The 23,086-nt window shown below is 64.0% G+C and carries 21 protein-coding genes and 1 pseudogene; 9 read left to right on the top strand and 13 right to left on the bottom strand.

Translation table 11 applies throughout. The annotated features are described in order from the left end of the window. Positions 1 to 41: 41 nt before the first annotated feature. From MRBLPB4O_RS14655 to MRBLPB4O_RS14635, 5 genes are all read right to left on the bottom strand, one after another. On the bottom strand, positions 42 to 836 hold the full coding sequence (locus MRBLPB4O_RS14655) for a class II aldolase/adducin family protein (protein ID WP_063424780.1): 795 nt from the start codon (positions 834 to 836) through the stop codon (positions 42 to 44). 23 nt (positions 837 to 859) lie between these two features. Then, positions 860 to 1,804 (bottom strand): D-isomer specific 2-hydroxyacid dehydrogenase family protein, encoded by a 945-nt coding sequence (locus MRBLPB4O_RS14650; RefSeq protein WP_341795662.1) that lies wholly within the window; start codon positions 1,802 to 1,804, stop codon positions 860 to 862. Further along, positions 1,801 to 2,937 carry an acyl-CoA dehydrogenase family protein gene (locus tag MRBLPB4O_RS14645; RefSeq protein ID WP_341795661.1) on the bottom strand — a complete coding sequence of 379 codons (1,137 nt, stop codon included), beginning with the start codon at positions 2,935 to 2,937 and terminating at the stop codon, positions 1,801 to 1,803. The genes MRBLPB4O_RS14650 and MRBLPB4O_RS14645 overlap by 4 nt, the downstream gene beginning before the upstream one ends. A 264-nt stretch (positions 2,938 to 3,201) precedes the next feature. Then, a complete protein-coding gene (locus MRBLPB4O_RS14640; RefSeq protein WP_049275362.1) occupies positions 3,202 to 4,092 on the bottom strand; it encodes a LysR family transcriptional regulator in 891 nt (296 codons plus the stop codon). 84 nt (positions 4,093 to 4,176) lie between these two features. Next, positions 4,177 to 5,223: a LacI family DNA-binding transcriptional regulator gene (locus tag MRBLPB4O_RS14635; RefSeq protein ID WP_341795660.1), complete on the bottom strand. Its 1,047-nt coding sequence runs from the start codon at positions 5,221 to 5,223 to the stop codon at positions 4,177 to 4,179. Between the two features lie 260 nt (positions 5,224 to 5,483). Between MRBLPB4O_RS14635 and MRBLPB4O_RS14630 the strand changes: the two genes are divergently transcribed. The 4 genes from MRBLPB4O_RS14630 (at position 5,484) to MRBLPB4O_RS14615 (ending at position 11,170) form a co-directional block, all read left to right on the top strand. After that, entirely contained in the window at positions 5,484 to 7,700 is a 2,217-nt protein-coding gene (locus MRBLPB4O_RS14630; protein ID WP_341795659.1) for a TonB-dependent receptor, read from the top strand. Between the two features lie 162 nt (positions 7,701 to 7,862). Next, positions 7,863 to 9,197, top strand: coding sequence for an LLM class flavin-dependent oxidoreductase (locus tag MRBLPB4O_RS14625; RefSeq protein WP_341795658.1), 1,335 nt, complete (start codon positions 7,863 to 7,865; stop codon positions 9,195 to 9,197). After that, on the top strand, positions 9,194 to 10,237 hold the full coding sequence (mgrA, locus tag MRBLPB4O_RS14620) for an L-glyceraldehyde 3-phosphate reductase (RefSeq protein ID WP_341795657.1): 1,044 nt from the start codon (positions 9,194 to 9,196) through the stop codon (positions 10,235 to 10,237). Before MRBLPB4O_RS14625 ends, mgrA begins: the two co-directional genes overlap by 4 nt. A gap of 3 nt (positions 10,238 to 10,240) precedes the next feature. Continuing rightward, complete coding sequence (locus MRBLPB4O_RS14615; RefSeq protein ID WP_341795656.1) at positions 10,241 to 11,170, top strand: aliphatic sulfonate ABC transporter substrate-binding protein; 930 nt, start codon at positions 10,241 to 10,243, stop codon at positions 11,168 to 11,170. A gap of 165 nt (positions 11,171 to 11,335) precedes the next feature. On the opposite strand, the gene MRBLPB4O_RS14610 is transcribed toward MRBLPB4O_RS14615, so the two are convergent. Next, positions 11,336 to 11,815 (bottom strand): GNAT family N-acetyltransferase, encoded by a 480-nt coding sequence (locus MRBLPB4O_RS14610; RefSeq protein WP_016486745.1) that lies wholly within the window; start codon positions 11,813 to 11,815, stop codon positions 11,336 to 11,338. A 124-nt stretch (positions 11,816 to 11,939) separates the two neighbouring features. Here MRBLPB4O_RS14610 and MRBLPB4O_RS14605 point away from each other — a divergent pair, with 124 nt between their 5' ends. From MRBLPB4O_RS14605 to MRBLPB4O_RS14585, 5 genes and pseudogenes are all read left to right on the top strand, one after another. Further along, the gene (locus MRBLPB4O_RS14605) at positions 11,940 to 12,569 is read left to right on the top strand and encodes a LysE family translocator (RefSeq protein WP_341795655.1); all 630 of its coding nucleotides are present in this window, start codon (positions 11,940 to 11,942) and stop codon (positions 12,567 to 12,569) included. A 21-nt stretch (positions 12,570 to 12,590) separates the two neighbouring features. After that, entirely contained in the window at positions 12,591 to 13,463 is an 873-nt protein-coding gene (locus MRBLPB4O_RS14600) for an alpha/beta hydrolase (RefSeq protein ID WP_341795654.1), read from the top strand. 96 nt (positions 13,464 to 13,559) lie between these two features. Then, complete coding sequence (locus MRBLPB4O_RS14595) at positions 13,560 to 14,447, top strand: pirin family protein (RefSeq protein WP_341795653.1); 888 nt, start codon at positions 13,560 to 13,562, stop codon at positions 14,445 to 14,447. Positions 14,448 to 14,600: 153 nt separating this feature from the next. After that, positions 14,601 to 14,756 (top strand): annotated as a pseudogene (locus MRBLPB4O_RS14590) (DNA-3-methyladenine glycosylase 2 family protein); the annotation flags it as partial. A gap of 186 nt (positions 14,757 to 14,942) precedes the next feature. After that, positions 14,943 to 15,203, top strand: a complete 261-nt coding sequence (locus tag MRBLPB4O_RS14585) for a DUF1652 domain-containing protein (RefSeq protein ID WP_041167745.1) — start codon at positions 14,943 to 14,945, stop codon at positions 15,201 to 15,203. A gap of 20 nt (positions 15,204 to 15,223) precedes the next feature. Here the strand turns inward: MRBLPB4O_RS14585 and MRBLPB4O_RS14580 are convergent, their stop codons facing one another. From MRBLPB4O_RS14580 to MRBLPB4O_RS14550, 7 genes are all read right to left on the bottom strand, one after another. Then, a complete protein-coding gene (locus tag MRBLPB4O_RS14580) occupies positions 15,224 to 15,838 on the bottom strand; it encodes a Yip1 family protein (RefSeq protein ID WP_016499858.1) in 615 nt (204 codons plus the stop codon). 86 nt (positions 15,839 to 15,924) lie between these two features. Next, the gene (locus MRBLPB4O_RS14575; protein ID WP_028612962.1) at positions 15,925 to 16,212 is read right to left on the bottom strand and encodes a hypothetical protein; all 288 of its coding nucleotides are present in this window, start codon (positions 16,210 to 16,212) and stop codon (positions 15,925 to 15,927) included. Between the two features lie 166 nt (positions 16,213 to 16,378). Beyond that, entirely contained in the window at positions 16,379 to 17,026 is a 648-nt protein-coding gene (gene alkB / locus MRBLPB4O_RS14570; RefSeq protein ID WP_341795652.1) for a DNA oxidative demethylase AlkB, read from the bottom strand. Between the two features lie 250 nt (positions 17,027 to 17,276). Then, on the bottom strand, positions 17,277 to 18,722 hold the full coding sequence (locus MRBLPB4O_RS14565) for a curlin (RefSeq protein ID WP_341795651.1): 1,446 nt from the start codon (positions 18,720 to 18,722) through the stop codon (positions 17,277 to 17,279). Between the two features lie 16 nt (positions 18,723 to 18,738). Next, entirely contained in the window at positions 18,739 to 19,212 is a 474-nt protein-coding gene (locus tag MRBLPB4O_RS14560; RefSeq protein WP_338747337.1) for a curlin, read from the bottom strand. Positions 19,213 to 19,227: 15 nt separating this feature from the next. Further along, positions 19,228 to 21,459, bottom strand: coding sequence for an Ig-like domain-containing protein (locus MRBLPB4O_RS14555; protein WP_341795650.1), 2,232 nt, complete (start codon positions 21,457 to 21,459; stop codon positions 19,228 to 19,230). A gap of 32 nt (positions 21,460 to 21,491) precedes the next feature. After that, positions 21,492 to 22,820 carry a hypothetical protein gene (locus MRBLPB4O_RS14550; protein WP_341795649.1) on the bottom strand — a complete coding sequence of 443 codons (1,329 nt, stop codon included), beginning with the start codon at positions 22,818 to 22,820 and terminating at the stop codon, positions 21,492 to 21,494. Positions 22,821 to 23,086 lie beyond the last annotated feature (266 nt).

The raw sequence follows: 23,086 nt of genomic DNA, 5'->3' as shown, positions 1-23,086 counted from the left end.
GCTTGCCGGCGACAGGGCCGGTAGAGGCCACAGAAAACCTGTCAGTCCTGGTAATCCAGCCCCTCCCGGTCCAGCTGCCGGATCAGCGCATCCCAGTGCCGCTGGATCCCTTCACCCAACCCGTCGGAAAACCGCTTGGACTGTTCATGCACCTTGGCGATCGCCGCCGGCGCAGCATGCAGCAACTGGTCGTTGCCCCCGGCCTGCGCTGCGACCTGGATGTTGCAGGCCCGCTCCAGCCCGTGCAGTTCACGGAAGGCATGCTCCACGCTGACACCCCCGGTCAGCAGGCCATGGTTGCGCAGGATGAGGATGTTGCTGTCGCCCAGGTTGGCCACCAGCCGCTGCTGCTCGTCCAGGTCCAGGGCGACGCCTTCGTAGTCGTGGTACGCCACCCGGCTGTAGTACGCCAGGGCGTGCTGCGAGATCGGCAGCAGGCCATCGCGCTGCGCCGACACCGCCGCTCCATCGCGGGTGTGGGTGTGCAGCACGGCCTTGAGGTCATGCCGGGCGCGGTGGATCGCGCTGTGAATCACATAGCCTGCCTGGTTGATGCCCAGGCCCAGGGGGTCGTCGATGATGGTGCCATCCACGTCCACCTTCACCAGGTTGGACGCGGTGATCTCGTCGAACAGCAAGCCAAAGGCATTGATCAGAAAGTGCTCGTCAGGCCCCGGCACGCGTGCCGAGAAGTGTGTGTAGATGTGGTCGGTCCAACGGAACAGCGCGGCCAGGCGGTAGGCGGCGGCCAGTTTGACCCGCACCTCCCATTCTTCTGCGCTGATCCGCTGGCGTACGGTGTTTTCCTGGGCGATGACGACAGACAGTGCAGTCATGGTGTTCTCCAATAGGTGTGGGTTCAGTAGCCGCGCTGGGTGTCGACCAGGTTGTGCAGCGGTGCTTGTTCGCGGTAACGGGCGAAGTTGTCGAGAAACGCGTCGAGCAGGGCCGGGTAGCCGTCCTCGGAAATGGCCGAGGTGTGCGGAGACAGGAACACCCGAGGGTGCTGGTAGAGCGGGTGGCCCGCTGGTAGCGGTTCCGGATCGGTGACATCGAGGCTGGCGCGGCCGATCAGCCCGTTGTCCAGGGCTTCGAGCAGGGCGCCCTGGTCCAGCAGCCCGCCACGAGCGATGTTGATCAGGTGCAGCCCGGGTTTGGCCTGGGCCAGCACCTGGCGGTCGATCAGGCCACGGGTGGCGGGGGTGAGCGGGGCGGCGATGACCAGGTGATCGCTGCCGGCAAACAGCTGCTGCAGGTTGTCGACGCGCTGCACGCCCGGCACCTCGGCAATGGGTTGGCCTGGGCGGTTCAGCGCCAGTACCGGCATGCCCAGGGCGTTTGCCTTGCGTGCCAGGCTCTGGCCGATGCTGCCGAAACCGAAGATGCCCAAGGTGCGGCCACGCACGGGGGCGAGCGGGGTCAGGCGCCAGTCGGCGTCCTTGACCCACAAGCCCGGCAGCTGTTTGGCCGCGGCAAACACCAGGGCCAGGGCGAATTCGGCCACCTGCTCGGCATTGGCGCCGCGGCCACTGGTGACCGGCGGGCCCTGAAACACCCAGTCGGGGTAGAAGTCGATGCCCGAGGACACTACCTGCACCCAGCGCAACGCCCACGGCCAGCCCGCTGGCGGGTTGTCCACGCGGTTACCGCGTACATTGATCGGGCGCACGATGAACACGTCGGCGGGGACGTCCAGGTGCAACTGGCCCGGGGCGATATCGATCACCTCGTGGTCGGGCAATCGGTCGCGCAGGTATTGGTTGGCCGGTGCGTCCAGCTGGCTGGCGATGATCGAGTGGCTCATGCCGCCACCTCCGCCAGGGCAGCACGGCCGACATGGCCGAGCACCACGTCGTCCTGGGGCGTGTGGATGCGGCTGCACAGCACATCACGGTAGTGCCGCTCCAGCGGGTTGCGCCGCGACAGGCCTGGGTTGCCGGCAGCCTCGATGGCCAGTTCCACGGCCTGGATGGCGTTGCGGCTGACCAGGTGCTTGAGCTGCCCGGCGTGGCGCGGATCGACCTGCCCGGTCACGGCCGCGTTCAACAGGCTCTGGTTAGCGAACAGCAACGTGTCGATACGCCCGACCACGTCCTGGAAACGTGGCAGGCTGGCCAGCGGTGCACCGAGGTTGGACGGCGCGCGCTGGTTCAGGAACTGCACCAGCCAGTCGCGTGCGGCCTGGGCCACCCCGTCGTACAGCGCAGGCAGCAACACTGCCATCCACAGCAGGCCCGTGCTGTCGAGCTCGGCGCGCGGTGCGCTGGCCGGGCTGACGCTGACGGCATGATCGAGCGGGATCAGCACCTCGTCGAACTGCACTTCATGGCTGCAGGTAGCGCGCATGCCCAGGTGGTCCCAGTCTTCGACGATACGGATGCCCGGGGTGTCCTTGTGCACCAGGAAACCGCCCACCAGTGGGTCCTGGTCGTCGCTGCGGGCCCATACCAGGTACCAGGTCAGGCCATGGCTGCCGGTGGAGTAGATCTTGCGCCCGGACAACCGCCAGCCTTCGGCGGTGCGCCGGGCGACAGTGGCCGGCAGGCCGCCGCGGGCGGGTGTGCCCAGTTCGGGTTCGACGCGAAACGCGTTGATCAGTGCGCCGTCGGCCACCGCGTCGCGGGCCACCTGCAGGCGCAGGTGCTCGGGCCAGCGGTCTTCGTCCTGCAGGCGAAAGTGCTGCAGGTACTGCATTACGAGAATCAGTGCGGTGGACGGGCAACCTTTGCCGACCGCGGCAATGACCTGGCGCGCACTGGCCAGGTCGGCGCCACCGCCGGCCAATGCGCGGGGCACGGTGAAACCCAGCAGGCCGTGGCGGTGCAACAGGTCGAAGTTGTCGGCGGGGAACTGGCCGCTGCGGTCGTAGCGTTCGGCGTTGGCGGCCAGGGCCTGGGTGAGTTCGGCGAGCGCGCTGGCGGAAGGAGGGTGACTCATGGGTATTCATCCCTGGAACACGGTGGGTTTCTAAGACCGTATTCGTATGGATGATCACTGTAAAAGTCTTTTTTGTTCTATGCTAATTATTAACCTAAAGAATTAAAACTGTATGTAGTTATGTGAGTTGGTTATTTTATTGTCAATGGAATGATAGGGCTGCTACGCAACCCAATCGCGACGCAAGGTCGCTCCCACAGTGACCGCGCAAACTTTTGGATTTTGATCAACGCAGTTGCTCTCATAAGGGATTGCGCTTTCAGCTCACCCGCACAGTTGCTGCCCGGCCACCCGGCCAAACAGCTCGACCGGCTCCTGAAGGTTGCCCAGGTAGCGTGGGTGGAACAGCCACAAATCCACCTGCGGCTTGAAGTCCGTCACACTGACCACGTCCAGCGCATCGCGGTGGCGGCTGTTCTGCAACAAGGGCTCGGGCACCAGCCCGAGCCCCTGCCCATTGGCCACCAGCCCCAGTTGCAGCTCGGTGCCAAAGGTCTCCAGGTTGATCGACAGCCTCAGCCCCTGTTCGCTCAGGGCGCGCTGCAACCCTGCGCGAAAGCCGCAACCATCGGGGTTGAGCACCCAGCCACGGGTGTAGCAGTCCTTGAGCTTTAGGCTGCGCTTGCCGGTACTGCCCTTGGCCGCTACCACCCGCAGCGGCATGCGGGCGATCGACTGGCTGGCGATGCCCTCGGGGAAGATCTTGCCGGGCGGGAACAGTGCCGCGGCGGCATCCAGCTCGCCGTTTTCCATGCGTGCGATCAGGCTGCTGCCCCAGCCACTGGTGACCTGGGTGCGCAGGTCGGGGTAGGTTTCACGAATCTGTGCCAACGCATCGAGCAGCACCACATCGCCAAGGGTTTGCGGCACGCCCAGGCGCAGGGTGCCGGACGGGGCCCCGTCGTTCGCCACCAGCTCGCGCAGCGAGTCGATCTCACGCAAGATCGCCTTGCACTGCTCGTACACCCGCAGGCCCATGGGCGTCGGTTTCAGCGGCTTGGTATTGCGGTCGAGCAGGGTGGCGCCCAGGTCTTCCTCGAAGTTCTGCACGCGGCGGGTGATGGCCGGCTGGGTCAGTTGCAGGGCCTCGGCGGCCAGGTTGGTCGACTGGCAACGGATGACCGCCACGAAGGCGTCCATGTCATCGATTTTCATATTCGGCGCTCACATATTGGGGCGGTGGGACATACCAGAGGAGAATAATCCTCAATGGCCGGATTGTCACAGCACCTGTGCACCTCACGCGCTTTCGCGGGCAATCAACTCACACGCCAACAGGTTCAGCCGCTGCACTTCCCCCTCACGCGCCACCACACCCAGGTGCTGCAACACCCGCAACGCCGCCACTTCGCCTATTTCCCGCGAGGGCGGGCGCAGGGTGGTGAGGCTGGGCAGCAGCATGTTGGCGAAGGGATAGTCGCCAAAGCCGACGATGGCCATGTCTTCCGGCAGGCGCAAACCGGCGCGTTGCCCGGCCAGCAGAGCACCGGCCGCCAGGTTGTCATTGGCGAAGATGATCGCCTCGGGCCGTGGGGTGCGGCGGATCAACGCTTCCATGGCCTGCTTGCCCGCCTCGAACGGCGCGCAGTCGGCCGAGGGCACGAATACCCAAGGCTCCAGCCCGGCTACCCGCAACGCCTCGATATAGCCATCGCGCCGCTCCAGCGCACTCAGGTCGCCGGCCGCGCTGTTCTGTACGAAAGCGATGCGCCGGTGGCCCTTGTCCAGCAGATAGCGGCAGGCCTGTACGCCCACCTGGTGATGAAGGAAACCCACTTGCAAGGGCGACCGCTCAGGGCGGTAGTCCCATATTTCCACGACTGGCACGTCTGCGTTGGCCAGCATCTTTTCTGTGGCCGGGCTGTGGAAATGGCTGGTCACCACCAACGCTGCCGGCGACCAGCCGAGAAACGCCCGCACCGCGCTTTCTTCCTGCGCTTCGCTGAAGTAACTGGACGCCAGCAACAACTGGTAGCCATGGCGGCTGAGGGTATCGCTGAACGCCTGGATAGTCTGGGCGAAGATCGGCCCGGAGATATTAGGGATCACCATGCCGACGATGCGCCCCCGGGCCGACGCCAGCCCCCCGGCCACCAGGTTAGGCACATAGCCCAATGCCTGCACGGCAGCTTCGATACGCTCGCGCAAAGGTGTCGACACCTGATCTGGCTGGTTGAAGTAGCGCGACACGCTGATGGCCGAAACCTCAGCGGCCCGAGCCACCTCGGCAAGGGTGACACGGCCTGCGCCGCGGCGCTTGCGGGGGGGATCCTTGGCCTGGCTCACCGGGCTGCCTCCTGGGGAAATGGCGCGATGGTAGCGCTAACGGGAAGGCGCTTGGCAAATAGCTTTATTGCATATCAATCTGACTTTTAAGTATTTGACGTGCTAAGCGAAGCCCTCTGATACTTGCGGATGTTAGCGCTAACAAGCGCAGCTGTTGGCAAGCGCCTGCCACTCGCACGAGCGAGACCAGACAACCACAGCAACTCCGTGTCGGCCCCGCCTGAAGGGGCCTGGTCTGGTTTCCCGAGGCAGTGAGCACCATGCAGAAAAGCCGTACACCATTCCCCGCTACGCAACGTCGGCCGCTGGCCGCAGCCATCCTGCTGGCCGCTTTTGGCCAAGCTGCCCAGGCAGCCGAGCCGGCCGAAGCAGCGGCTCCGCAGGCCACTGCATTGGGCGCCGTGACCGTGACCGCCACGCGCCGCGAAGCCACGCTGCAGGAAGTGCCGGTGGCAGTGTCGGTGATCGATGGCGAACAGTTGGAGCGAGACAACCGCAACAACGTTGCCAGCATCGTCCAGCAGGTGCCTACCCTCAATTACCGCGCCGGCGCCTCGAACAAGGACACTTCGTTGTTCATCCGCGGCGTGGGCACCATTTCGACCTCGCCCGGCGTCGAGCCAACCGTGGCGACGGTGGTCGACGGCGTGGTGTTCGGCCGCCCGGGCCAGTCCACCCTCGACCTGCTCGACCTTGAACGCATCGAGGTACTGCGCGGGCCGCAGGGCACCCTGTTTGGCAAGAACGCCTCGGCGGGTGTACTCAACGTGGTCAGCAAGGCCATCCCCGAGCAGACCCAGGGCTATGTGGACTATTCGCACTTTGGCGGTGGCGACGAGAACCGCCTGCGCTTTGGTATTGGCGGGCGCCTGAGCGAGCAGTTCAAGGGGTCGTTGAGCACCTTGTGGGGCGACTACGATGGCAATGTCGAAAACGTTGCCAATGGCCACGATGTCAATGGTTACGAACGCAAAGGCGCCCGCGGCAAGCTGGAGTTCGAGCCCAACGAAGACGTGCGCCTGACCCTGATTGCCGACTACATGAAGGGCGAGGACACCTTGCCCAGCGGCGTGATCACCAGCGCCAGCGCCGCATTCGCCAGCCAGTTGCGCCCGGTGACGCCAAGCGCCCACAACCGCGACATCAACAGCGACTTCAAAACCCACGTCGAAGACGAGAACCAAGGGCTCTCGGCCCAGCTGGACTGGCAGCTGGGCGACTACACCCTGACATCGATCAGCGCCTGGCGGGGTTGGGACAATACCCAGTACCAGGACGGCGACCGCCGCGCCTTGCTGCCGGTGACGGCGTCCCATGACAAGGGCACGGTGGACTATGACCAGTACAGCCAGGAGTTTCGCCTGACGTCGCCCAAAGGGCAGTTCAACGAATACGTGCTGGGCGCCTTCTACATGCATGGCACGTCCAGCGAGACCTACCAGCGCCTGTCGGTCAATGGCGGCGTGGCCAACACTGGCCGCGCCGACTATTCCACCACCAACGACAGTGTCGCGCTGTTCGGTGAGAACACCTTCAACTTCACCGATGACTTGCGCGCCATTTTCGGCCTGCGCTGGACCCACGACGACCTTGAGTACGACCACCGCCGGGTCTCCACCTCGGCCACCGCAGTGACCGGTATCCAGCCCTCGACTGCGAGTTCCGGCTCGGTGGACGAGGACGGCTGGAGCGGGCGGACCGGCTTGCAATACGACTTCAACGACAACCTGACGGGCTACGTCACCTATTCGCGCGGCTATAAAGGGCCGGCCTACAACGTATTCTTCAACATGCAGCCGCGCGACACCGGGGCACTCAAGCCCGAAACTTCGGATGCCTACGAAATCGGCTTGAAAAGCACGGCGCTGGACAATCGCCTGACCGCCAACCTGGCTGTGTTCCACACCGACTACGACAACTACCAGGCCAACTTCTTCGACACCGTGGCCAACCAGGTGGTAACCCGCCTGGTGAATGCCGGCAAGGTCAAGACCCAGGGTGTGGAGCTGGATGCCAGCTTCCAGGCCACCTCGCGGCTGAAGCTGTCGACGGCCGTGGCCTACACCAAGGCCCGTGTCGATCACTTCAACTGCCCGGCGGGTGCGGCGGCCAACTGCAACATCGATGGCGGCCGCCTGCCGTTCACGCCGGACTGGAAGACCTACCTGCGCGCCGATTACGTGATCCCGCTGGACAACGGCCTGGATGTGGAACTGAGTAGCGACTACAGCTGGCAGGACGCCGTGCAGTTCAGCCTCGACCAGAATCCGGACACCGTGCAGGGCGCCTATGGCATCTGGAACGCCAGCATTGCCCTGGCCGACTACAACGACGGCTGGCGCGTAGCCCTGTTGGGCAAGAACCTGGGCGACAAATCGTATGCGCAGATGCTGGCCAGTGGCGGCGACTACATCTACCGCTCAGTACCGCGGGATGACGGGCGCTACTTCGGCGTACAACTGCGCAAGGATTTCTAAGCCTGCGCACGATCCCTGTAGGAGCGGCCTTGTGTCGCGATCGGGCCGCACAGCGGCCCCAGATTTCAGCTTCGCCACTTAAATCGCCGGGGCCGCTTTGCGGCCCGATCGCGACACAAGGCCGCTCCTACAAAAAGCGACCTGGTTTTAAAGGAGATCTCAATGCCCCGCCAAATGAATCTGGGCGCCTTCCTCATGGCGACCGGTCACCACGTGGCCGCCTGGCGCCACCCGGAGGTACCGGCCGACCCGCTGGATTTCGCCACCTACAAGCGCACCGCACAAATCGCCGAAGCCGCGTGCTTCGATGCCTTGTTCGTCGCCGACAGCGTCGCCGCCCCCAACGACCCCCTGGCCAGCCACAGTGCCCGCTCGGTGTACTACGAACCACTGACCCTGTTGTCGGCGCTGAGTGCAGTCACCGACCGCATCGGCCTGATCGCCACCGCCACCACCAGCTACAACGAGCCTTACCATGTGGCACGCAAGTTCGCCTCGCTGGATCACCTGTCCGCAGGCCGTGCCGGCTGGAACCTGGTCACCTCCGACGCTGCCGCTGAGGCCGGCAACTTTGGCCGCCAGGCGCATATCCCGCATGCCGAGCGTTACGCCCGCGCCCGTGAATTCCAGCAGGTGGTGCAAGGGCTTTGGGACAGCTGGGCCGATGACGCGTTCTTGCGCGACAAGGCCAGTGGCCTGTTCCACCACCCGCAGGCCGTGCGTGCCCTCGACCATGTGGGCGAGCACTTTCGCGTCAAAGGTCCGCTCAATGTTGCGCGCTCGCCACAGGGGCGACCGGTGCTGGTGCAGGCCGGCTCGTCCGAAACCGGCCGCGAGCTGGCCGCACAAAGTGCCGAGGTGGTGTTCACCGCCCAGCCGAGTCTGGCCCGCGCACAGGCTTTTTACACCGACCTCAAGGGTCGCCTGGCCCGCCACGGGCGAGATGAGGATTCGCTGAAGATCATGCCCGGCGTGTTCGTGGTGGTGGGGCAAAGCCAGGCGCAGGCCGAGGACAAGTACGAACAGTTTCAGGCGCTGGTCGACCCGCGTGTCGGCGTTGGCTTGCTCGGGCGCATGCTCGGCAACTTCGACCTTTCCGGCTACCCGCTGGACGGCCCGCTGCCAGAGTTGCCGCCCACCGAGGATGGCCAGCGCAGCCGCCAGCAACTGCTGACCGAGCTGGCCGGCACTGAACAGCTGACCCTGGCCCAGCTGGGGCGGCGCATCGCCGGTGGGCGAGGGCACTACAGCCTGGTGGGTACCCCGACGCAGATCGCCGATGAGCTGCAAGCCTGGTTCGAAGGCGGCGCCGCCGATGGCTTCAACGTGCTGGTGCCGCACCTGCCCCTGGGCCTGGAAGACTTCGCTGTGCACGTGGTGCCCGAGCTGCAGCGTCGCGGCCTGTTCCGCCGTCAGTACCAGGGCCACACCCTGCGCGAGCATCTGGGCCTGCAACGCCCAGCCAACCCATACTTTGCCGAACGAGGCCAACCATGAGCTACACCGCCAACCCCGAGCGCTATGCGCGCATGCCTTACCGTCGCGTCGGTCGCAGCGGCCTGGTGCTGCCGGCCCTGTCCCTGGGCCTGTGGCACAACTTTGGCGATGCCACGCCCATCACCACCCAGCGCGCCTTGCTGCACACGGCGTTCGATGCCGGTATCAACCATTTTGACCTGGCCAACAACTACGGCCCGCCCTATGGCAGTGCCGAGACCAACTTCGGCCGACTGCTGCGCGAGGACCTGCGCAGCTACCGCGACGAGCTGATCATTTCCAGCAAGGCCGGCTGGGACATGTGGCCGGGACCTTACGGGCAGGGCGGCAGCTCGCGCAAGTACCTCATCGCCAGCCTGGACCAGAGCCTGGCGCGCCTGGGTCTGGATTACGTCGACATCTTCTATTCGCACCGTTTCGATGCCGACACCCCACTGGAAGAAACGGCCATCGCACTGGCCGACATCGTGCGCCAGGGCAAGGCGCTGTACATCGGCATCTCGTCCTATTCAGCCGGCAAGACCGCAGAAATCGCGGCGTTGCTGCAAGCATTGAAGGTGCCGCTGCTGATCCACCAGCCGTCGTACAACCTGTTCAACCGTTGGATCGAACGGGACCTGCTCGACACCACCGATGCCTTGGGTGCCGGGGTGATCGTGTTCACTGCGCTGGCCCAGGGCCTGCTCAGCGATAAATACCTCAATGGCATCCCGGCTGATGCCCGTGTGAACCGTGCAGGTGGCTGCTCGCTGCTACCCCAGCATTTGTCGCAAGCCAACATCGCCCGCGCACGCGCCTTGAATGAGATTGCCCGTCAGCGTGGCCAGAGCCTGGCCCAACTGGCGCTGGCCTGGACCCTGCGCGACCCACGGGTGAGCTCTGCCCTGATCGGCGCCAGCCGGCCCGAGCAGATCACCGAGAATGTGGCCGCGCTCGACAACCTGGCCTTTACCGCCGAAGAGCTGGCCGCCATCGACCAGTACGCCGTGGAAGGGGGGATCAACCTGTGGGAAAAACCCTCGACCGACTGGAAGGAGTGACCCATGCGCATGCTACGCCTTGCCATGCTGGTGTTGCTGGCCCTGGCCAGCGCGGCCCAGGCCGCAGACCCGGCTACCTTGCGTATTGGCTACCAGAAGGGCTCGATCAGCCTGGTCCTGGCCAAGCAGCATCAGCTGCTGGAGCAACGTTTTACCAATACGCGCGTGCAATGGATCGAGTTCCCCGCCGGCCCGCAGATGCTTGAAGCGTTGAACATCGGCAGCCTCGATATCGGCTCGACCGGTGACATTCCGCCGATCTTTGCCCAGGCCGCCGGCGCCGACCTGTTGTACATCGGTGCCGAGCCGGCCAAGCCCCAGGCTGAAGTGATCCTGGTGCCGAAAGACAGCCCGATCAGCGCTGTGGGTGAACTCAAGGGCAAGCGCATTGCCCTGCAGAAGGGCTCCAGCGCGCACAACCTGCTGTTGCGTGCCCTGGCCAAGGCCGGGCTGAGCATTGGCGATGTTCAGCCGGTGTACCTGGCACCTGCCGATGCCCGGGCGGCTTTCGAGCGGGGCAGCGTGGACGCCTGGGCAATCTGGGACCCGTTCTACTCGGCTATCGACCTGGAGGGCAAGGCGCGGCTGCTGGCCGACGGCCAAGGGCTGGGGCTGATCGGGCCATTCATGCTGGGTTCACGCACCTATGTCGAAGCCCATGGCGCCTTTGTCGGGCAATTGCTGGAAGAAATCAGCCGGGCCGAGGCACTTACCCGCAGCGACCAGGCTGGGAGCATCCGCTTGCTGGCACAGTTCATGGGCTTGCCAGAAGAAGTGGTAAAGCGCAGTTTCAGCCACCGGCCGGCGTCACCGGTGCTGCCGGTAAGTGATGAGATCGTGGCGGCGCAGCAGCGTACGGCGCAGCTGTTCTTCGACAACAAGGTAGTGCCCAAGCGGGTCGATATTGCCGGGGCAGTGTGGCGGCGGCAGTAACTTTACCTTCGGGCTCACATCGGTCCCTGTACTATCGGCCTTGTGCCGCGATCGGGCTGCATAGCAGCCCCGGCAATGTGTGCATATGCGCAGAAACCTGGGGCCGCTTCGCAGCCCGTTCGCGGCACAAGGCCGCTCCTACAAATGATCGCGTAAACCCGGCGGTCACCCGCGGGCGAATGCCGCCAGCTTCTCGCCATCCAGCCGGTAGCGCACCCACTCATCCTGCGCCTCGGCCCCCAGCTTCTGATAGAAGCCGATCGCCGGCTCGTTCCAGTCCAGCACGCTCCATTCCAGGCGCCCGCAATTGTTCGCCACTGCCTCACGGGCAATATGTCGCAGCAGTTGCCGGCCAGCACCGTCGCCACGCTGTTCAGGCGTGACGTACAGGTCTTCCAGGTAAATACCGTTGCGCCCAAGCCAGGTCGAGTAGCTGTAGAAATACACGGCAAAACCGACTGCCCGGCCATCGCGTTCGCACATCAGGCTACGCACCGTGCTCCCCTCGTCGAACAGGCTGTGCTCGATGTCGGCAAGGGTGGCGACCACCTCGTGGCGGGCGCGCTCGTACTCGGCCAGTTCGGTGATGAAGGCCAGGATCTGCTCGGCATCGGTGCGAACGGCAGGGCGAATGGTGAGGCTCATGGTGACGGCTTCCTTGGTCCGGGTTAGCGGTACAGTGATGTGTATCTGAATAATTTAATATAACTGTATCGGTCGCTGGAGTGGGCGACTCCGTTAGTGTGACAGCACCTATAACGAAAGTGGAATGCCCGCCATGCTTGCCTCTGCCGACCTGCTGACCGCTTTCGTGCTGTTTGCCTTCGTATCCTCCATCACCCCCGGCCCCAACAACACCATGCTGCTGGCCTCGGGGGTGAACTTCGGCGTGCGTCGCTCCATCCCTCACGCCCTGGGCATCAGTGTCGGTTTCATGGTCATGGTGCTGGCCGTCGGCCTGGGCCTGGGTGAGGTATTCAAGGCCTGGCCACTGCTGTACACGGTACTGCGCTACACCGGGGCCGCCTACCTGCTGTATCTGGCCTGGAAGATCGCCACTGCCGGGCCGGTTGGCACGGCCTCGTCCAGCGTCCGTAAACCCCTTGGTTTCTGGGGTGCGGCGGCGTTCCAGTGGGTCAACCCCAAGGCCTGGGTGATGGCGGTGGGTGCGATTACCACCTACACACCGGCGCAAGGCTATGTGACCAACGTGATCGTGATCGCCGCCTTGTTCGCCCTGGTCAACCTGCCCAGCGTCGGTGTGTGGGTCATGTTTGGCAGCGCCCTGCGCAACATATTGCAAAACCCGCGCTGGCTGATGCTGTTCAATGTCCTGATGGCCTTGTTGCTGGTGATTTCCCTCTACCCGCTGCTGTTTGTAGAATCGGCGTTTTCCTAGCCCCGCGAGTACAGCAAGCCGATGCAGTTGATCCCCTGGTCCCATGAATGCGCCGAAGGTTTTACCCTGCGGGGTTGGCGAACCCCGGCCAGTGGCAAGCCGTTGCTGCATTTTTTGCACGGCAATGGCTTCTGTTGCCTGGCCTACCAACCGCTGCTGATGCGCCTGGGCGAACATTTCGACCTGTGGCTTTGCGACGTCCAGGGGCATGGCGACACTGACCATGGTGGCGTGTTTCGGGGGTGGAACCGCACTGCCGAGCTGGCAGTGGAAGCCTTTCAGGCCGGGCGTGGCGAGTACGGCGATGTGCCGCGGTTTGCCGTGGGACACAGCTTTGGCGGCGTGCTTACGGGCCTGATCCTGGCCGCTGAACCTGCGCTGTTCGAGCGTGCGGTGTTGCTTGACCCCGTGTTGTTCAGCCGTCGCATGCTGGGTGTGATGGGCGCGGCAGCACTGGTTGGCCTGCACCGGCGTCATGCTCTGGCGCGCAAGGCCGCCAGCCGCCGCAGCCATTGGCCTGATCGCGAGGCAGCGCTGGCCTCGCTGCAAGGGCGGGGCATCTTCAAGGGCTGGACCGATGCGGCGCTGCAGGCTTATGTCGAACACGCCATCGGCGATTGTGGCGATGCAGTGGTGCTCAAGTGCCGGCCCAGCCGGGAAGTGGAAATCTTCAGTTCATTCCCCAAACGCATGTGGGCGCGCCTTGCAGCGATCAGCACGCCGACACGGATTCTGTATGGCGAACAGACTTATCCCTTCGTGCCACATTCGGTGAACCGCCTGGCGGGGCTCAACCGGCATGTAACCGCCCGGCAAGTTGCCGGTGGGCACTGCTTCATGCAGGAGGACCCGGCCATGGCGGCCGAGCAGGTGCTCGCTTTCTTGCAGGGTTGACTGTTCCATAGGTGGAACGATGCATGCCGAATAACCCGTCTACCGCCTGATTGGTATCATTGATAAGGTTATCCCAGCCAAGAGAGGAGCCTTCTCATGAAAAACATTCTGGGTATCCACCGCAGCCCACACGCCCATTGGGTAGGTGATGGCTTTCCCGTTCGCAGCCTGTTCACTTACGACAACCTGGCCAGCCGGATCAGCCCGTTCCTGCTGCTGGACTACGCTGGCCCCCATGACTTCACCCCGACCACTGCGCGGCGCGGCGTTGGACAGCACCCGCACCGCGGTTTCGAGACCGTGACCATCGTCTACCAGGGTGAGCTGGAGCACCGTGACTCCACGGGCGCTGGCGGCCTGATCGGGCCAGGTGATGTGCAGTGGATGACCGCCGCCAACGGCATCATCCATGAAGAGTTTCATTCCCCGTCCTTTGCCCGCAGTGGCGGTACGCTGGAAATGGTCCAGCTGTGGGTCAATTTGCCAGCGCGTGACAAGCGTGCAGCCGCCGGTTATCAGACGCTGCTGAGCAGCGATATCCCGGTGGTGGCGCTGGATGGAGACGCCGGTAGCTTGCGGGTGATTGCCGGTGACTACCGTGGGCACCAGGGGCCTGCCCGGACCTTTACCGCCATGGATGTGTGGGACCTGCGGCTGAATGCCGGCGCGTCCTTGCAGCTGCCAGTTGCTGCCGGTCGAAACGCTGCGCTGGTGGTGCTGCGCGGTAACGTGCGAATCAACGGCGAGCGTGAAGCGGGCCCGTCCAGCCTGGTCCTGCTGGACCGTCAGGGTGAGGATGTCACCGTCGAGGCGTTGGAAGGTGCCAGTGTGCTGCTGCTCAGTGGCGAGCCGATCGATGAGCCGATTGTCGGCTATGGCCCTTTCGTGATGAACAGCCAGGCGGAGATTGCCGAGTCGTTCGACGATTTCCATGCCGGGCGGTTCGGGCAGATGCAGGATGAGCGCGAAGGTGCTCAGCACTGAGTCTTGGCTGAAAAGCTGGGGTGCGAAGCGCCCCCGGCTTTCTTGAGCATGGATTAGCCCCCCGGGTTTTGGCATGATCAGCCCATGCCCAAGCCCACACTCCAGCACGCCGTCCGCCGATCATTGCCCACCCCCGGCCAACACACCTTGTGGCCGTTGGGCGATGTGGCGTTGATCAAGGCATTGCGCCTGCTTGAGGGCGATGACGCGAAACTGGCCGAACGGGCGCTGGCCTGGCGACCGTGGCGGGCCTACGCGGCGCAGCACCTGTGGGCATCGCTGGGGTCGGCAGGGACCGCTCGTCGTTAAGTCGGCCAATGCATCCGAACACTCGGCCCATGCCTGCAATCTTCCACTAAGGTGCTAGAGGATTCCCCGCATGATCATTGCCCCCGCGCATGGACGCCTGCCCGGGCATGCGCAATATCAATTGGCGCCCCGCCCGATAAAGGCGTACTCACTCACAACAGGCCATCGCACAGAGAGGGTCGTACCATGTCGTTGATAGGAGTTTCGATGCTGGAAATGCGGCAGATGATCGAGCAGGCCTGCTTGCCTGATCGCTGTGAAGTCAGCTGCCTGGATGGCGCCAACCTGACCATCCGCCTGGGTCAGGGTCAGAGTCTGGACGAGGGCGTGACCCTGAACGGGGTCCCGCTGCAAAGCCTTAACAGCTGCCGTGATCTGGTCCACCTGGTGGGGCAGCTGCACGCGCTGCGTGACAGCCGCCCGGCGCGAATCAGGTCGATTGCCTGAGTGCGCCCGTCGTGCCCCGGTCAGCCCAGGCTGGCCGGGCGTACGTATTCCGGCATCAGGCCGTTGAACCAGAACAGGATCATTGCCACCAGCATGGTCACCAAGAGTAGAAGCCCCACACCCCAGACGCATGTCGCAAACAGCATCGCCTGTTCCTTCTTCAACCGCAGGAATGTCTGCAACCCGCCATACAGCAATACGCTGGCATAAGCCGAGGCGGCGAGTAGTGCGGCGAAGGCCAGCCAGCGGATCGGCACCAGCCCGACCACGCCGGCAAAGAACCACGGCGTGGCACAGTAGGCGGCAAAACCAATGCATTGGTTGAGGCTGGGCTGCGCATCGAACCCTCGCGACATCCAACGTATCATCACCCCCATCAGCATCACGCCCACGACGGTAGTGGCATACAGCAGCCCTGCCAGTTGCGCGGCGCTGCCCATGCTCAGGCGTACCCGCTCCTCGGCTGCGAGGCTCCAGCCGAAGGTGGTAGTACCGACAAACAGGCACACAGCGGGTATCAATGCCAGGGCCAGCAGGCGCGGCAGGTATTGCTGTGGGTGGTCCTCTTCGGCCCGGCGGATATCCAGCCAGGCGTCGGCGGGGTGGGTGAAGAGCTTGAGTAATGGACTGTTCATGGCGTTCTCCGGCAGGCACGGGCCCTTTTGCTATGGAGATACGCCGCGCCGGGCCGGTTCAGCCGGTTTGGCCGCCGTTGATCGGCTTATTGCAGTTCCAGTAGCAGGTTCAGGCCGCCATCGCCGCACTTGCCCTTGTCGCGGACTACGCCGTGGTAACTGCGCCCATCCCAGACAAAGGCCACGCTATGAGCACGGTCGACCTTGTCAGGCAGTGGCGGGCAGATGTGCAGGCGCAGCCCCGGTCTGCCCTGCAGGTTGAGGGCGGCGAGCTGGCACTGGCATTCCACGCTTTGCGCCACCGGGCCGAACAGGGTGTCGCGTACGTAATCGAGCTGCAGCGAGGCATTGGGTGCGCGGCCAGGCATCTTCATCGGTACGTGGCTCCATCGCAACGGCTTGAAGGGCAGGGCGGGTTCGGCATGGCAGGCTCCAGGCAAAAGAAGGCGGCTTAATGTTTGAAGCTTGCCTGGCCAAGATGTTCAACGTGTTTCATGTGCATTCATCTTGTTCGCGCCGGGTGGCAGAAGGCAGGCCTGTTCAGGGGCCGGCCTTGCGCAAGGTCAGGTTGATCCGCCGCTCGCCCATGCGCGGATGCACGCCAGGTTTTATAGGCAGCACGCCATGAAAGCGCAAGCGGTCCTCACCACCCCAGACCAACACATCGCCGTGGCTCAGCGGGATGCGACGGGCCTTGTCGGCGCGCTGCAGGCCGCCGAACAGGAACACCGCCGGGAGGCCCAGCGATACCGACACGATCGGCTGGCCGAAGTCTTGCTCGTCGCGGTCCTGGTGCAGGCTTAGGCGTGTGCCTGGCAGGTAATGGTTGACCAGGCAGGCATCCGGCACGAAACCCTCGAAGCCGGCCAGGGCCGCAGCGCGGGTGGCGAGGGCGAGCAGCACCGGGGGCAGCGCGGGCCAGGGCTTGCCGCTGAGCGGATCGCTGGGGCTGTAGCGGTAACCGTGTTCGTCACTCACCCAACCCAGCGTACCGCAGTTGGTCAGGCCTACAGCCATGCGCAGGCCACCCGGCGTGTGCATGTGCCGAAAGGGTGCTGCACGCAGCACCGGGCGCAGGGCATCGAGCAGGGCCTCGGTTTCTGCCAGGGCGAAACCGGGCAGCAGTAGGGTGTGGCTGGCCAGGCGCTGCGGCTGGTGGCCGAACAGGTCTAGGTCGGACTGGATCATGGCACCGCACATGTTCGAGGGATTGGATATTGTATCCCTGCAATTGCAATCCCTGTAGGAGCAGCCTTGTGCTGCGAAGAGGCCGGTATGCCTCCCAAAGATGTGCCGGTGCTGCAGGCCCTTTCGCAGCACAAGGCTGCTCCTACTGGGAATGCATATACCCGGCAGTATGAGAAGTTGCATAGGGTGTGAGCGAAAAAGGAACCGCGGCACCAGGGAGAGGAGTGCCGCGATTCAAGGGGGGAGAGGTTTACTTCTGGGTCACAGTGGCCAGGTTCGCGCTGCCCAGCTGGGTGATGGTGGCGGTTTGGGCGATACCGCTCTGGTCGACGAACGCCTTGTTGCCCTGGCCTCCCTGGGTCACGTAGGCGACGTTGATGCTGTCAGTCTGTTTGATGGTGGCTTCGTTGCCGCTACCGTACAGCTGGTTGGTATAGCTCTGGTTGCTGTAGCCGGACTGGTCCAGGGTGATGGAGTTACCGGTGCCCTGGCTGTTGCCGTAGGCATAGTTGTCGGTACCGCGCTGGTCGGCGATCAGGATGTTGTCGGTGCCGTTCTGCTCGAAATACAGCTCGTTGTTGACGTCGTCCTGCTTGGTCGACATCTGGTTGCCTTTACCGGTCTGGTTTAGCGTGGCCACTTGGTCAGCGCCTTTCTGGGTCAGGTTGACGCCGTTGCCATTGCCGTTCTGGTTGATGGTGGCGTTCTGGTTGGTACCGAACTGGCCGCCCATCTTGGCGCCTTTCCAGTTGCTGGCGGTGATGCTGTTGCCATTGCCCTTGGTGTTGATGGTCAGGTTGAGGTTTTCACCATTCTGATAGGTGAAAAACAGGTTGTTGTTGCCGGTCTGGGTGATGGTGGCGGTGGCGTTGTTGGTCTCGAACTGGTCCGACCAGCTGGCGTTGGCATTGCCTTGCTGCGACAGGCTGACCTTGTTGGCGGCACCGAAGCTCTGGTCGATATAGCCTTCGTTAGTCTGGCCGGTCTGCACCACGGAGGCCTGGCTACCGACCTGGGTGTCCTGCCACACTTCCACCGAGTTGCCGCCACCGTACTGGCCAATGCCAATGGTGCCACCGGTGCCTTCGCGCTGGTCGCCGTAGGCCCAGTTGTCGTGGCCATCCTGGTACACCTGGATGTCGCCATCGACGTGGTTCAAGTGCTCGGCGGCGGCGTAGTTGTCCTGGCCGGTCTGGTTGACGGTACTGCGGTTGTTGGTGCCACCGAAGGTCTGCTCAATGAAGGCTTCGTTGCGCTGGCCGGATTGCCAGGTGGTGGCTTTGCTGCCTTCCTGGGTGTCCTGCCACACGGTGGATTTGTTGCCGACACCTTGCTGGGTTTGTAGCGATTCGTTGTTCAGCCCTACCGACTGGCTGGCGAAGGCATCGTTGTAGCTGCCCCCGGCACGCTGGGTGATCTTGCTGCCGTTCTCGAACAGTTGCTCGGCGTAGCCGGCGTTGTACTGGCCGGTGGCGCTCTGCTGGATATCGCTGGTGCTCTCGGTCTGCACCGCCATATGGTTGTGGCCCTTGCCCGTCTGGTTCTGGGTGGCCGAGGCGAAGGATGCTTGGGTCTGCGAGACTTCGGCGATGTTTTCCTTGCCGTCCTGGGTCTGGGACGAGGTGCTGTCAGCAGCCATGGCCTGACCTACGAGGGCCAGGACGATAGCGGCACTTAAAGGGGCGAGCTTGTACATGGTGGTGCCTCCAGGTCTATCGATATTGGGTGATCTGAACATGCTGGCCATTGCCGGTCTGGGTCACGGAGCTGTTGAGGCCCGAGCCGGACTGCACGATGCTGGCGCTGTTGTCGTTGCCGATCTGCTCGATGGCTGCGCTGTTGCTGCTGCCGCTCTGGCGGATCGACGCGCTGTTGCCATTTCCCTGTTGGCTGATGCTGGCCATCAGGTCACTGCCTTCCTGCAAGATGTAAGCTTCCTGCGCACCGCCAGACTGGACGATACGGCCCAGCAGGGCCTGACCGTTCTGGTCGAGCGCGGCGCGGTTGCCTGACCCCTGCTGCTCGATCACCGCAGCCTGGCCGGCACCGACCGGCAGCAGGCGGATGATCACCGGTTCACCGAGGTCGTTGCCGGGCGCGAGGTCGGCATTGTCCATCAGGTCGTCGGCCCAGCTGGCCTGGCCCGCCAGGGCCAGGCTGAACAGCAGTGGATACAAGCGTTTCATGGCGTTTCCCCGCCTTTACTGCACAACCACATTGACGGTGCGGGTGGTACCCGGGCTGGTGGTGATGGTTGCCGTCGGCGCGGCGGTCGGGATGATCGTGGTGCTGTTGCTCACTGCCAGCCGCCAGCGCCCAGTCACTGGCACCGTGGCCGTGCCCAACGTCTGCACCCCGGTGGTGGTGGTGACCCGGACGGTGACAACGTTGCCCGTGGTTACCGACGAAGTACCGCTGATGTCCCAGTTGTAACGGTTGTTGGAGCGCGCCGTGACGGTGGCTGCCGTGACCGCGAAAGTTTCGGCGGCGGGCCGTGGCGACACGTTGACGGTGACCGTACCCGGGGTGGACAACGCCCCCAGCGAGTCACGTGCCTGGTAGGTGAAGGTGGTGGTGAAGGCCGCCGTAACCGTGGCCGGTGGGGTATAGGTCACGGTGGCGCCGTCGGTGCTGACCGTGCCGCGGCCGGCAGCCGGTTGGGTGACGGCAGCAACAGCCAGCGGCACATTGCCTTCCGGATCGGTGTCGTTGGCCAGCACGTTGATGGTCAATGGCACACCCAGGGTGGCGACGGTTTCCGGGTTGGCGACCGGTGGCCGGTTAGGCGCCACATTGATGGTGACCGTGGCCGGTTCCGATTTCAGGCCCTTGGCATCCACCGCCCGGTAGCTGAAGGTGGCCACCAATGGTTGCGTAGCGCCGACTGGCGGGGTGTAAGTGACCGAGGTGGTACCGTTGAGCACCACACCGCCCAGGCCGGTACCCGGCTGGGTGAGGTCACTGAGGGTCAGCGGCACATTGCCGTCCGGGTCGCTGTCGTTTTGCAGCAGGTTGAGGGTGATCGGCACACCAACGCTGGTGCTGCCGACATCTGCCTGGGCCAGCGGTGGCTGGTTGGCCGCCTCGACGGGTGCGTTGCCGACCACGATCACGGGTTCCACGTCAGTACCACCATGGGCAGACTTGACCGTGACGGTAGCTGGCGGTTGTGCCACGTCGTTGACTGTGATGCTTTGCAGCGTGCCGGATTTCGACAGGCGGCCGTAGCCCTGGGCGAGCATGTCGGGGATAGCAACTTCGTCACTGGACCTGGCCTCGATCAGCAGGCGCTTGTTGGCCCAGTCGTAGCGCGCGGTGCTGACCTTGACCACGTCGGTCAGCTTGCTCGACAGTGCGGTTGGCTGGGTGCCGCCAATATTGTTGCTGGCGGTCACCACCACGATTGCAGGTGGTGCGTCCTGGCCGAACTGTTGATGGAAGAACAGCCCGTTGTTGTCGGCGGTGAGTGTGAACTGGCACGGTGAAGGCGGGGTGCCGACCAATGCCAGGCCATTGCGCATGCACAAGCTGGCCTCTATGGGCGCCTTGGCGAATACTTCCGTACGGGTGCCGGTGGCATTGCGTGAGTAGGTGGCGCGCTCCAGGGTTACCGGGGTCTGCGCACGTTGGTCCAGCACCTTGCCAGAGACTGTGAATGCGTTGGTCTGGATGATGCCGGCGGGCCCATCAATGCGTACGAAGTTGGTATTGAACGGGCTACCGGTTACCGCTTCGGTGATGTTGGGGTCACCGATGTAGGTTTCGGTGGAGCCAGTGTCAGGATTGACCTCGGTATAAGGCCCGCCAACCCCCTTCAGCCAAGGGCCGATCGCACCCGCCAGCGCCCCCTGGAAGTTGCCCGGAGCGCCAATGCCTATGTCCCGGGTAATGTTGATCGCCCGGCGACCTGCCGTGGTCACGTTGACCGTTTCCACCCCGTAAGGATGCGTGATGGTGTAGGTACCGGTGCGTGGAACCGAAGCGCGGATACGGATGCGGGCGAAACTTTGCTGATCACCGTCTACCGGGTTTTCAGCAGCGAAGGCTGCCTCTATACCCGCAACGTAGACCTCCAGCTCATAACCGCTGTTGCCCACTTGTGGTATCGAGGTTTCGGCCAGGAACCAGAACATCTCTGGTGGCCAGTTATCTGGAAATACCAGCGGCAGGGCGTCGTCATAGATACCGGGCTCGGGCAGCAAGGTGCACATGTAGGCCGGCGCCCCTGGTGCGCCTGGCGCGCGGGTGCTGGTGGCACGTGACTGGCACAGTTCCAGGGACTGGTTGAGGCTGTCCTTGTACCACATCGGGTAGCCGCCCGTGGCGAAGGTGTAGGGCCCCGGGTCGACATCAGACAACGCGGCAAAGGCGGCGCTGGTAACGGTGAGGGAAAAACCGGCGGCGAACAGCGCACGGCGCGACCAAGTGTTCATGCGGCCTCCTTGAAGGCTGAGCCTTTGTCTGTTCATGGCACCAGCACCACGTCTTCGGTGTCGCTACCGCCATTGGCACTGGTGACCTGCACCTTGGCCGGCGGGATGGGCGAGAAGGACATGCTCAACGTCTTCACGGCGCCGGTGCCGCCCAGGTTGCCGATCAACGTGCCGTTGCCGGTATGGGCGGTGAGCACTGGCGGGGTGGTTTCGTCGCTGGTGCTGGCCACCAGGGTCAGCTCGCCGGTGGACAGGCGGTACTGGGCCTGGGTGATGGTGACCAGGTCAGTCAGCGGCACGTTGCGGGTGGTCAGGCTGCTGGTCGGGATGGCCACGCTGTTGTCGGCGGTCAGGGTCACGATGGTACCGGCCGCCGGGTTGAGGGCCGACTGGGCGTACCAGGCGCCAGTGGCGTTGGCCTCGGTCAGGCTCAGGTTGGGCGTCTGGCTGGTCAGGGTGACGCTGGCCGGTGGCGGTGGGGCCATCACGAAGATGTCTTGCTGGGCACGCAGGTCGCCGTTCTCGGTGTGGCGTGAGTAGGTGCTGCGCTGAGGCATCAGCGGGGTTGGCAGGGCCACTTCGGAAAGCTTGCCCGAGATCGCGAACAGTTCGGTGCGCAGGTCGATGCCGCCAGGGCCTTCGATGCGCACGAAATTGGTGTTGAACGGGCTGCCGGTTACTCGCTCTTCAAGGTTCGGGTCGCCGACGAAGCGTTCGTTGCCTTCGGTATAAGGGCCGTTGACACTGCGCAGGAACGGCCCGACATCGCCTTTCAGCGCACCGGTGAAATCGCCTGCCCCGGCAATGCCGATGTCGCGGGTCATGTTGATCGCCCTACGCCCTGCGGCGGGGACATCGAACACTTCCACGCCATAGGGGTGGGTGACCACGTAGGTGCCAGCGGTGGGGACATCGACCCGGATACGTACCCGGGCGAAGCTGACCTGGTCACCCTCGACCGGTTCTTCGGCGGCGAATGCCGCTTCGATCGCGGTGCCGTAGCTGAGGTCGATGCCACGCGCGACGTCGACGATGGCAGCGTCGGCGGTGAACCAGAACGCTTCGTCAGGGAAGTTGGTGGGGAAGACGATGGGTTGGGTATCGTCGAACACGCCGGGCGTGGGCAGCAGCGTGCACATGTAAGACGGTGCGCCGGGTGCGCCGGCAACCCTGGAGCTGACCGCCTTGGTCAGGCACAGGTCGAGGGTACGACCGTGACTGTCCTGGTACCAGGCGGGGAAGCCGCCGTTGGCGGGCACGTAGGCGCCCGGATCGACAGCATTCAAGGCAGCCTGCGCCGGGAGCTGGAGCATGCCGGCGAAAATCGCCACTGCCAGCGGGTGGGGTATCGGTCGGTGCATGAGTCAATTCCTCCTGCAAACGGGCCCATGGACTTGGGGCGTCTGGGAGGAGATCGGCAAGAGCTGTGCCACAATCTGGAAATAACGTTGCAGCCCTTGTGCGGCAAGGGAGCGAGCCTTTCAGCGGAGCATTTTGCGAGCAGCTGGCAGTGGGCTGCGTTCCCCCAAGGTTGGGGATTGGGGGCAGGTAATTTAAACCCGGTTTTCGAAGCAAATGCGGTTTTGCTACATTGCATCGGCGGTCCCATTTCCCTGCCGAGCCAAGC

The sequence above is a fragment of the Pseudomonas sp. LPB4.O genome, from assembly GCF_038383825.1.
Lineage (GTDB): Bacteria > Pseudomonadota > Gammaproteobacteria > Pseudomonadales > Pseudomonadaceae > Aquipseudomonas > Aquipseudomonas putida.
Note: the sequence above shows the minus strand (reverse complement) of the source record. Positions and strands in the feature narration are given on the sequence as shown.

Bases quoted from the DNA above. Each gene is read 5' to 3' on its own strand.
- MRBLPB4O_RS14655 (WP_063424780.1), bottom strand. From the start codon at position 836: ATGACTGCACTGTCTGTCGTCATCGCCCAGGAAAACACCGTACGCCAG.
- MRBLPB4O_RS14650 (WP_341795662.1), bottom strand. From the start codon at position 1,804: ATGAGCCACTCGATCATCGCCAGCCAGCTGGACGCACCGGCCAACCAA.
- MRBLPB4O_RS14645 (WP_341795661.1), bottom strand. From the start codon at position 2,937: ATGAGTCACCCTCCTTCCGCCAGCGCGCTCGCCGAACTCACCCAGGCC.
- MRBLPB4O_RS14640 (WP_049275362.1), bottom strand. From the start codon at position 4,092: ATGAAAATCGATGACATGGACGCCTTCGTGGCGGTCATCCGTTGCCAG.
- MRBLPB4O_RS14630 (WP_341795659.1), top strand. From the start codon at position 5,484: ATGCAGAAAAGCCGTACACCATTCCCCGCTACGCAACGTCGGCCGCTG.
- MRBLPB4O_RS14625 (WP_341795658.1), top strand. From the start codon at position 7,863: ATGCCCCGCCAAATGAATCTGGGCGCCTTCCTCATGGCGACCGGTCAC.
- mgrA (WP_341795657.1), top strand. From the start codon at position 9,194: ATGAGCTACACCGCCAACCCCGAGCGCTATGCGCGCATGCCTTACCGT.
- MRBLPB4O_RS14615 (WP_341795656.1), top strand. From the start codon at position 10,241: ATGCGCATGCTACGCCTTGCCATGCTGGTGTTGCTGGCCCTGGCCAGC.
- MRBLPB4O_RS14610 (WP_016486745.1), bottom strand. From the start codon at position 11,815: ATGAGCCTCACCATTCGCCCTGCCGTTCGCACCGATGCCGAGCAGATC.
- MRBLPB4O_RS14605 (WP_341795655.1), top strand. From the start codon at position 11,940: ATGCCCGCCATGCTTGCCTCTGCCGACCTGCTGACCGCTTTCGTGCTG.
- MRBLPB4O_RS14600 (WP_341795654.1), top strand. From the start codon at position 12,591: ATGCAGTTGATCCCCTGGTCCCATGAATGCGCCGAAGGTTTTACCCTG.
- MRBLPB4O_RS14595 (WP_341795653.1), top strand. From the start codon at position 13,560: ATGAAAAACATTCTGGGTATCCACCGCAGCCCACACGCCCATTGGGTA.
- MRBLPB4O_RS14585 (WP_041167745.1), top strand. From the start codon at position 14,943: ATGTCGTTGATAGGAGTTTCGATGCTGGAAATGCGGCAGATGATCGAG.
- MRBLPB4O_RS14580 (WP_016499858.1), bottom strand. From the start codon at position 15,838: ATGAACAGTCCATTACTCAAGCTCTTCACCCACCCCGCCGACGCCTGG.
- MRBLPB4O_RS14575 (WP_028612962.1), bottom strand. From the start codon at position 16,212: ATGAAGATGCCTGGCCGCGCACCCAATGCCTCGCTGCAGCTCGATTAC.
- alkB (WP_341795652.1), bottom strand. From the start codon at position 17,026: ATGATCCAGTCCGACCTAGACCTGTTCGGCCACCAGCCGCAGCGCCTG.
- MRBLPB4O_RS14565 (WP_341795651.1), bottom strand. From the start codon at position 18,722: ATGTACAAGCTCGCCCCTTTAAGTGCCGCTATCGTCCTGGCCCTCGTA.
- MRBLPB4O_RS14560 (WP_338747337.1), bottom strand. From the start codon at position 19,212: ATGAAACGCTTGTATCCACTGCTGTTCAGCCTGGCCCTGGCGGGCCAG.
- MRBLPB4O_RS14555 (WP_341795650.1), bottom strand. From the start codon at position 21,459: ATGAACACTTGGTCGCGCCGTGCGCTGTTCGCCGCCGGTTTTTCCCTC.
- MRBLPB4O_RS14550 (WP_341795649.1), bottom strand. From the start codon at position 22,820: ATGCACCGACCGATACCCCACCCGCTGGCAGTGGCGATTTTCGCCGGC.